An 8,340-nucleotide genomic window follows, 5' to 3' on the forward strand; every position below is an offset into this window, starting at 1 on the left:
GCTGCAGCCATCACGGCGACCACCGACTGGTCGAGGGGAACCTCCAGGGTGGACACTGAGGCGTGGCCCTTTCCGCAACGGTGTTCAAGGTGGAACTCGGCGTCTCCGATGTCGATCACGGTTACTACGCCGATCACTCGCTGACCGTCGCCCGTCACCCCAGTGAGACCGATGAGCGGATGGTATTGCGCCTGCTGGCATTTGGGCTGCGTGCGCACCGGTTGAGCGACGTCGACGGCGAGTTGGCGTTCGGGGCGGGCCTGTCGACCCCTGGCGTACCGGACTTGCGACTCGCCGATTACACGGGCTGGATTCTGGAGTGGATCATCGTCGGCCAGCCCGATGAACGCGCCTTGAGCAAGGCGGCCGGCCAAGGCGAACAGGTGCTGCTGTTCCCCTTCGCCGCCGGAGTGCCCACCTGGTGGCGCACCGTCGGCCCCAAAGTGGCGGGACTGTCGAATCTGTCCGTGGTGCAGATACCGCACGATCCGGTGCGGCGACTGGCTGAGACTGTCGATCGGCGGATCGCGGCGCAGGTGATGGTGCTCGAAGGTCAGGTCACCATGACGGTGGGCGGAGTTGACGTCACCTTCACACCCGACCGATTGATGTGATGGTGACGTCAGCGATCCTCGCGACGTCGCCTGGCGAGTTATCGTTCCCGCCTCGGGCTGGCCTTCGAGGTGTCCGGTATCCCATTCGGGGTGGGGCATCACACAAGCCAGCGTGCATGCACTACAGCACAACCGGTCTTGGTGCGAGCACGATGCGCCCAGATGTGTTGTCCAGCTTGCGCAGCCAAGCGTAAGACCGCAACTTCGGTTCAGGTCAAGCGGCAGGCCGCATCAGTCAGCGGCGGCGACAGGCGATCCGGATCACCATGGTCTGCCGGGTCGTAGCCATCGGGCCCGCTCGTCTAAGAGGACCACTACGCCGACGGACCTAAAGTTGCGTATTGCGCAATATTGCATGCCCCGCAATAATTAGGTAGCGTTACTAACCATGCCGAAGCCTTCAGTCTTGATTTCCGGTGCCAGTCTCTCCGGCCCTGCTACTGCGTACTGGCTCGTCCGAGGCGGTTTCGAGGTGGCCATCGTTGAGCAGGCCCCCGCCCTGCGCGCAGGCGGCAATGGTGTCGACATCCGGGGTGAAGCGCTGGACATCATCAACCGAATGGGCCTCAGTGCGGCCGTCCGGGCCCACGCGCTCAACACCCAAGGCATGCGATTCGTAGACAGCCGCGATCGTCAACGCGCACGCGTCACGACAGCCGGCCTGCATGCCATGGTGGGTTCCGAAGACATCGAGATCACCCGCGGAGATCTGGCGTCCCTGCTCAACGAGGCGACCCGCGACGACGTCGAGTACCTCTTCGACGATGCAGTCACTGCCCTTGATCAAGACCGTGACGGAGTTGACGTGACCTTCCGCGGCGGGTCTCAGCGACGCTTCGATCTGGTCGTCGGCGCTGACGGAATCCATTCCGGCGTAAGACGTCTGGCGTTCGGGCCGGAAAAGGGTTTCCGTGTCTTCAAACACCACTATTACGCAGTCGCCAGCGCCGATCTTGCTGTGGGCGAGAGCCTTTGGACCACGTTCTACAACGAGCCCGGCCGGTCGGCAGCCGTGTTCCGCGCTGAGACCGGGCAGGGGCTGATGAACTTCATGTTCCACAGCAAGTACCCGCTGAGCTATGACTACCGCGATATCGCCGCGCAGCGGCGGCTGCTTCGGGAGGCGTTCGCCGGGATGGGATGGTATGTCCCCCAGATGCTCGCTGCCGCCGATGCCGCCGGGGATTTCTACTTCGACGCCCTGGACCAAGTGCAGATGCCGTCCTGGTCGAAGGGACGCGTCGTCCTGGTCGGCGATGCCGCCTACTGTGCATCACCGGCCTCGGGCGCCGGCGCACTACTGGCGCTGGCCGGCGCGTACCGACTCGCCGGCGAGATAGCTGCGGGCGGCCCGATCACCGCAGCATTGGACCGCTACGAAGCGGCCCAACGCCCTCTGGTCGCACAGAAGCAGTCCGGACTCTTCACCAACATCTCGGTACCGAGGACTCGACTCGGTATCCTCGCCCGGAACATGCTGCTGTCCACCCGCCTGACGTCCTACCTGTTGGGTCACCAATCGGACACGCCACGTACCCTGCGCGAGTACGCCTTTGCCCACAGCAACGAGAATTCAACCCATGACCGCCCCTGAGCATGACGACGGCCTCGGACTGCGCGAACGCAAGAAACGCCACACCCGCGCCCAGCTCAGTTCCATCGCACTGCGGCTGGCAGTCGAACGGGGAATCGCGCACGTCCGCGTCGAGGACATCGCCGCGGAGGCAGGAATCTCGCCACGCACATTCAACAACTATTTTCCCAGTAAAGAGGCCGCCATCGTCAGCGTCGCGACCTTTCGCGCCGACACCTTCTGTTCAGCCCTGCGCGCGAGGCCAGCCCACGAATCCCTCCACGATGCGCTCACTGCTGCCGTGCTCGAGCTGTTCCCCGGCGAACCCGACCGCGACTGGATCGCTCGGTCACAGCTGATCCGCAACGAACCATCCCTGTTCGCCGAAGAGCGAAAAGCCGATGCCCACGTCGAACAGGCCATCGCCGCCGAAATCGCCACCCGCACCAACTCAGACTCAGCAGAACTCAAACCCCGCCTGACGGCTGCCCTGGTCGTCGCTGCCATCCACACCGCAGTCCGCTACTGGCTCGACACCCCCGCAGTCGGCACCCTGCGTGAGGCACTGACGGCGTCGATGCAGGAATTCCACCTTCCCGAGATACCTCCCACCAAGCCGAATTGACTGACGCTCATCCGCTTACAGGTTCTGGTTCTCCTGGCTCGACCAAGCGTGGGGTCAAACTGCTGGTCCTGCCGTAACGTACGGCACCATGCGCGGGGCGAATGCGGGAAATCCGGAGTCGACGATTCGGGTCAGTGCTGTCGTTCTTCGCGACGACCGTGGCGGTGTACTCACGGTTCGCAAACGGAACACGAATCGTTTCATGCTCCCTGGTGGTAAACCCGAGGCCGGTGAGTCCTCGACAGCTGCGGCGATTCGTGAGGTGGCCGAAGAGCTTGCCGTGGAGCTGGATGTAGCACGGTTGACGTTGCTCGGTGTGTTCACCGCCGAGGCTGCCAATGAGCCTGGCCGCATGGTTGAGGCGACCGTGTACACGCATCCGTGGGTGGCTGTGCGTGGGGCTGCCGCTGAGATCGAGGAATTGCGCTGGCAACCGGTGCGGCAATGCCCCTACCCCGGCGACTTGGCGCCGCTGCTCGTTGATCACGTCCTTCCGGCGATGTCGGGACGCTGAAGCGGCGCTCACCCATAGCGGCACCGGCAAATGGGGGCACGCGCGCATCTGCTGGTCCCGTCGGCCTGCCATGCCGCCCTCGGCCGCAACGGGTTCCGCTTGGTCCCTGCCATGTGGGACTTCTGAGGACCGCGGTGCCCAGTTCAGGGGTTTCGAGAGCCTGTCGGAACCCCTGAGCTAAGCCACGTGAGTTCTCCCTGAGGGCAGCCCACGGCCGGCACTACTCCTCGGGCGAGACTCGCAGGTGCTTGCGGGCGTCGAGCTCGTCGTCGTCGACCAGTACGAGCATGGGTTCGCCCGGAGCGCACAGCATCGTGACGGTGAAGCGGCATCTCAGGTCGTCGCGGTTGTTGGCGTCCGAGTAGTGGATCACGTCGCCGCCGGGTTCCCAGAAGGCTTGCCCTGCCCGTACCACCCGGGGTGGCTGGCCTTCGACTTCGAAGAGCATTTCGCCCTCCAGCACCAGGCCGAATGCCGGCCCGCCGGGATGGCGGTGTGGCGGGGCGCCGGGGCTGCCCGCCGGGTAGTCCACGACAACGGTCATGGCGTGCGCACCGGACGGGATGAACGGGGGCGTCACCTCCTGCAGAACCGTCAGCGCGTCTTCCCAGGAGGGATCGTATCGAGTGACCATGTCTTCCTTCGGGTATCTCAGATGGCGCTGCCGCCACCGTCGGCGTGCAGCACCGAGCCGGTGATGAATGTGGCGCGCGGCGAGGCGAGGAACAGCACGGCCTGGGCGATCTCGTCGGGGCTGGCCGTGCGTCCCAGGGGCAGTGAGCGCCCCAGTTGTTCGTTGGTTTCGCCCCACTCTGCCTCGACGCCTTCGGTTCTGGTCGGCCCCGGGGCGACGCTGTTCACCCGGATTCCTGACGGACCGAACTCGGCCGCCCAGGTTCGGGTGAGGGATTCCAGAGCCGCCTTGGATGCGCTGTAGGCACCGGCCCCGGGTACGCCTTTGGACGCGACCATTGTGGTGACGTTGATGATGCTGCCGTGCCCTCGGTCGAGCATGCCGGGCACGAGGCCGGCAGCCAGAAAGTAGGCGCCGCGGACGTTGGTGTCGAATGTCGTCTCGAACGAGTCGAGTTGCTGGTCCAGGGTCAGCGCTGCCGGGAAGCTCGCGGCGTTGTTGACGAGGATGTCGACCGCACCGGCGTGCCGCACCAGTGCCCGCACCGACTCCACGTCGGCCAGGTCGGCTCGCAGGAATCGGACGGCAGCGCCGATCTCCGCGGCCGCGGCGGCACCGCGGGCCGCGTCACGCCCGGTGATGGCGACGGTGGCGCCCTCACGGGCGAACAGGCGCGCACAAGCCAGTCCGATGCCCGCTGTCCCGCCGGTGATCAGGGCAGTCTTGTTCGAAAGTTCCACTGGGATCCTCCACTCAGGCTACGACGGGCGCGGTCACGGATTCGATACGGAAGTGAGCCCGGTGGGCCAGCGCGAGGCGCAGCCGCTTGCGGGCGCGGAAGACCCGCGACATCACGGTTCCGGCCGGAATTCCGAGTATTTCGGCGGTTTCGGCGTAGGTGTAACCCTCGACATCGGCGTAGTACAGGACTTCGGCGAAGCCGTCGGGTAGGGCGCGCATTGCCGCCTTGATGTCGGCGTCGGGCAGTGATTCGAGTATCTCGGTTTCGGCCGATCGGCCGCTACCGGGCAGGTAGGACGCCGTAGCGGCCAGGTCGCGCTCGTCGACACTGTCCGTCAGCACCTCGGCGACCCGTGCCTGCTTCGCGCGGTAGCCACTGACCCACCGGTTGTAGAGGCAACGGAACAACCACGCCTTGAGGTTGGTGCCTGCTTCGAAGGTGTGGAAGCCGGTGTACGCCCGCAACAGGGTGTCCTGCAGGAGGTCCTCGGCATCGGCTTCACACCGAGTGAGCCGCCGGGCCCGGCGGGTGAGGACGTCGATGAGTGGCTCGACCTCCCTCGCGAATCCAATGGCGAGGGCAGGGTCGGGCGTCGTTGCGGTGGGCAGATAGGTGACGGTCATGATCGGGTCTCCTCATTTCCGGCTGCTGTCGTATTTCACGATCGCGGCAGCGCGGCCGATGCGGACCCTTGGTTGTCCGTAGTGGCGTATCAAGGGTCCGTAGGTGTTGGCGGAGAGTCCACTGCCCAGGGGTGCGTGACGCACGGAGAACCCGGCGACGGTGTCCGGATGGGCTCAGAAGGACAATGCGCGCAGTTGCCGGCGCGAGGTCACTCCCAGCTTGGGAAAGACCTTCCGAAGATGCCATTCCACGGTGTGGGAGCTGATGAACAGTTGGGCGCCGATTTCTTGGTTGGTCAGTCCCTCGGCGGCCAGACGGGCGATCTGCGCCTCCTGGGCAGTCAGCTCCCCGCCCGTGCGCGTCTGCTGCCGGCGGACCTTCTCGCCGGTGGCCGCCAACTCGCGGCGGGCCCGTTCTGCGAATCCCTGAGCGCCCATCCGCTCGAAAGCTTCGTGCGCCGCGGCCAGCTCGCGTCGAGCGTCGGTGCGCCGATTCGCCCGCCGCAACCATTCGCCGTACAGCAGCCGCGTCCGGGCCAGGTGCACTGTGATGGGGGTGCGGCTCAGCCGCTCGACGGCTTCGGTGAACAGCCCGTCGGCGGTGTCGTCGGCTGCCCGCATTGCCTGTGCACTGGCCAAAACTCCTAAGCCCCAGTCGGTTCCGCTGAGTCCTGCACTGTCCTCGAGGCGAGCGACCGCTTCCTTCGCCGCGTTGTCTTCTCCGCTGTGGGTGGCGGCCTCCACCAGTTCGTACAGGCACCAGCCATGGAAACCCAGGTCCAGATGGTTGCACGCGACGCGGGCGGCGGCGAACGCCTCGTCGTAGCGGGCCAGGCCGTTGTTCAGCACGGCGGACGCGTAACGGGTGAGGCCGTGTAGTCGTCCCTCGCCGCGGAGAGTGCCGTCGTCGGCGGCGGTGTCGACGAGGTGGCCGGCGGTCACGGAGTCGCCACGCCATGCGGCCAGCAACACCGAGTGGTAGCGCACCGGCGACCTACCAGCGGTTGCCTCGGTGATCGAGGCGGCCTCGCCGAGTAGCTGCCCGGCCTGGGCGAACTCTCCTGAGAGCAGGTGCACTCCGGCGCGGTAGGTCAGCGCGCGCGGCAGGCCGGCGAGCGCACCCGTGTCGCGCGCATGGTTCACCGCGGTGGTCGACAGGTGCCGCACGGTCTGTTCGTCCCACAGTTCGTGGGCGGCCGATTCCTGCAGGATCGGAAAGCCGGGCACACGCAACCACCGCCCGACGGCGGGCGGGTCTGTGTCAGCCTGGTGGCGCATCCCGGCAAGGGCCGCGCGCAACGTATCGGCGCCGGCTCGGAGACCGCCGGTGATTCGCTGCGCCATGCCTTTCAACAAGAGGTCGACGGGTCGCAGGTCTCCGGCAGTATGGGCGAGGGCGGCGAGCGCGGCCTCGGCGACCTGCTGGAGGGCGACCGGGTCGGCGAGGCGGCCGGCGTAGATCAGGGCTGCTATCGACTCGAGGTAGCATTCCCGCGAGCTGTAGTCGTCGACGCGTTCGAGCCTTCGGGCAGCATCGAGCAGTGCCGCCGCGGTCTCGGCGACCCGCGGGGCGCCCGTCTCACCGGATCGGCTGCCTACGAAGTCCATCTGGGCTCGGAGCCTCGCCACCTGTGCCTGCTGCAGCGGCGAGACATCGCTGGTCTCGGCGATGGACAACAACGCGTGGGCAGCTGAGGCGTCGGCCGCATCGCGCTTGGCCTGTGCCGCGGCCAGAGCCCGGGTGCCTCGCATCCCAGGGTCTGCCGTCAACGCCGTCGCGCGTTCCAGAAATGTCGCCGCCGCAGCAACTCCGCCCCGCTGCTGAGCGCGCTGCGCCGAACGTTCGAGGTCGGCGGCGATCGTCTCGTCGGGACCAGCGGCGGCCTGCGCCGCATGCCACGCCCGACGGTCCGGATCTGTCATGGCGTCCGTCGCATCAGCCAAGGCGCGGTGGGCCGCCCTGCGGTCAGCCAGATCTGCCGCCCGGTAGGCGGCGGATCGAATCAGCGGATGACGAAACCGCATCTGGGGACCGAAGACGATCAGACCGTCCGCCTCAGCAGGGGCCAGAGCATCGATGGACACTCCCAATTGTGCTGCCGCGCCGAGGAACAACCCGGCATCGCCGATGGGCTCGGCCGCGGCGACGAGCAACAGCAGTTGCGTCTTCTCGGGAAGTGCGTGAATCCGGCGCACAAAACCCTTCTCGACAGCCGCCGGCGAGGAGCGCTTCCCCGAAATCCAGAAGCCACCCGACAGTTCCGCGGCAGAGATGCTTCTGGGCACCTCGAGAATTGCCAGCGGCAGGCCGCGGGTCTCGGCGACGATCCGGTCACGCACGCGCGGATCCATGCCACCCACCATCACCGATTCGAGCAACTCCCTCGCGTCGGCGTCCGACAGGCCGCTGACGGTCAACTCTGGCAGTCCCTGCAACAACTCGGGGCTGTCCCGCACAGCGAATACCAGTGCGACCGGTTCAGCAAGCAGGCGCCGGGCCACGAATGCCAGGGTTTGCACCGTCACCTGATCCAGCCATTGGGCATCGTCGATGACGCACACCAGCGGCCGGGCCGCGGCGGCCGNNCGCCGGCCTCGCCGCGCAGAACCAGCACCTGCGAGCTACCCGGTCCGACACCTGCGATGAGGTCATCGAGGGTCTTGCGCTCGGCCTCGCGACCGCGAAGAGGCACTTCCCGACCCCGGGTCGACATTCGCATCACCGCGCCCGCTGTGCGTGGACCTCGCCGTCACCCTTGCCGCGGGCTGGTCCGGTCTTGATGTGGCGGTGTGCAGTCTAACCCGCCCCACTGCGCGCTCGTGCGGCCACGGACGCCGCCGCCTCAGCCCCGGGCTGCTGCCCTGACGATCCAGTCCTCGAACCGCGTGGCGAAGAGGCGGGCCGCCGGGCCGGGCAACAGGGTGCGTTCTCCGAGTTCGATACCCCAGTACTTGGCCTCGGGGTCGGCCACCACGGCGCGGCTGTCGCCGACGGCGGTCAACGCCGTGCGCAAC

The 8,340-nt window shown here is 66.8% G+C and carries 8 protein-coding genes; 4 read left to right on the plus strand and 4 right to left on the minus strand.

Annotation, left to right across the window (positions count from 1 at the left end):
• Positions 1–62: 62 nt before the first annotated feature.
• The 4 genes from J3476_RS09470 (at position 63) to J3476_RS09485 (ending at position 3,326) form a co-directional block, all read left to right on the plus strand.
• Complete coding sequence (locus J3476_RS09470; protein WP_207066226.1) at positions 63–614, plus strand: YaeQ family protein; 552 nt, start codon at positions 63–65, stop codon at positions 612–614.
• Positions 615–1,002: 388 nt separating this feature from the next.
• Complete coding sequence (locus tag J3476_RS09475) at positions 1,003–2,208, plus strand: FAD-dependent monooxygenase (RefSeq protein ID WP_207066227.1); 1,206 nt, start codon at positions 1,003–1,005, stop codon at positions 2,206–2,208.
• Positions 2,195–2,812: a TetR family transcriptional regulator gene (locus J3476_RS09480; RefSeq protein ID WP_207066228.1), complete on the plus strand. Its 618-nt coding sequence runs from the start codon at positions 2,195–2,197 to the stop codon at positions 2,810–2,812. The genes J3476_RS09475 and J3476_RS09480 overlap by 14 nt, the downstream gene beginning before the upstream one ends.
• A gap of 88 nt (positions 2,813–2,900) precedes the next feature.
• Entirely contained in the window at positions 2,901–3,326 is a 426-nt protein-coding gene (locus J3476_RS09485) for an NUDIX domain-containing protein (protein WP_207066229.1), read from the plus strand.
• A 220-nt stretch (positions 3,327–3,546) separates the two neighbouring features.
• Here the strand turns inward: J3476_RS09485 and J3476_RS09490 are convergent, their stop codons facing one another.
• The 4 genes from J3476_RS09490 to J3476_RS09505 form a co-directional block, all read right to left on the minus strand.
• Positions 3,547–3,960: a cupin domain-containing protein gene (locus J3476_RS09490; RefSeq protein WP_207066230.1), complete on the minus strand. Its 414-nt coding sequence runs from the start codon at positions 3,958–3,960 to the stop codon at positions 3,547–3,549.
• A 17-nt stretch (positions 3,961–3,977) separates the two neighbouring features.
• Positions 3,978–4,700, minus strand: coding sequence for an SDR family NAD(P)-dependent oxidoreductase (locus J3476_RS09495; protein WP_207066231.1), 723 nt, complete (start codon positions 4,698–4,700; stop codon positions 3,978–3,980).
• 13 nt (positions 4,701–4,713) lie between these two features.
• Positions 4,714–5,325, minus strand: coding sequence for a sigma-70 family RNA polymerase sigma factor (locus tag J3476_RS09500; RefSeq protein WP_207066232.1), 612 nt, complete (start codon positions 5,323–5,325; stop codon positions 4,714–4,716).
• 174 nt (positions 5,326–5,499) lie between these two features.
• Positions 5,500–7,851, minus strand: a complete 2,352-nt coding sequence (locus tag J3476_RS09505) for a LuxR family transcriptional regulator (protein WP_286182813.1) — start codon at positions 7,849–7,851, stop codon at positions 5,500–5,502.
• Between the last annotated feature and the right edge of the window lie 489 nt (positions 7,852–8,340).

The organism is Mycobacterium sp. PO1, assembly GCF_017312405.1.
GTDB lineage: Bacteria > Actinomycetota > Actinomycetes > Mycobacteriales > Mycobacteriaceae > Mycobacterium.

What these genes read in the sequence shown, in the direction of transcription:
- J3476_RS09475 (WP_207066227.1), top strand. Translation starts at nt 1,003, where the DNA reads ATGCCGAAGCCTTCAGTCTTGATTTCCGGTGCCAGTCTCTCCGGCCCT.
- J3476_RS09480 (WP_207066228.1), top strand. Translation starts at nt 2,195, where the DNA reads ATGACCGCCCCTGAGCATGACGACGGCCTCGGACTGCGCGAACGCAAG.
- J3476_RS09485 (WP_207066229.1), top strand. Translation starts at nt 2,901, where the DNA reads ATGCGCGGGGCGAATGCGGGAAATCCGGAGTCGACGATTCGGGTCAGT.
- J3476_RS09490 (WP_207066230.1), bottom strand. Translation starts at nt 3,960, where the DNA reads ATGGTCACTCGATACGATCCCTCCTGGGAAGACGCGCTGACGGTTCTG.
- J3476_RS09500 (WP_207066232.1), bottom strand. Translation starts at nt 5,325, where the DNA reads ATGACCGTCACCTATCTGCCCACCGCAACGACGCCCGACCCTGCCCTC.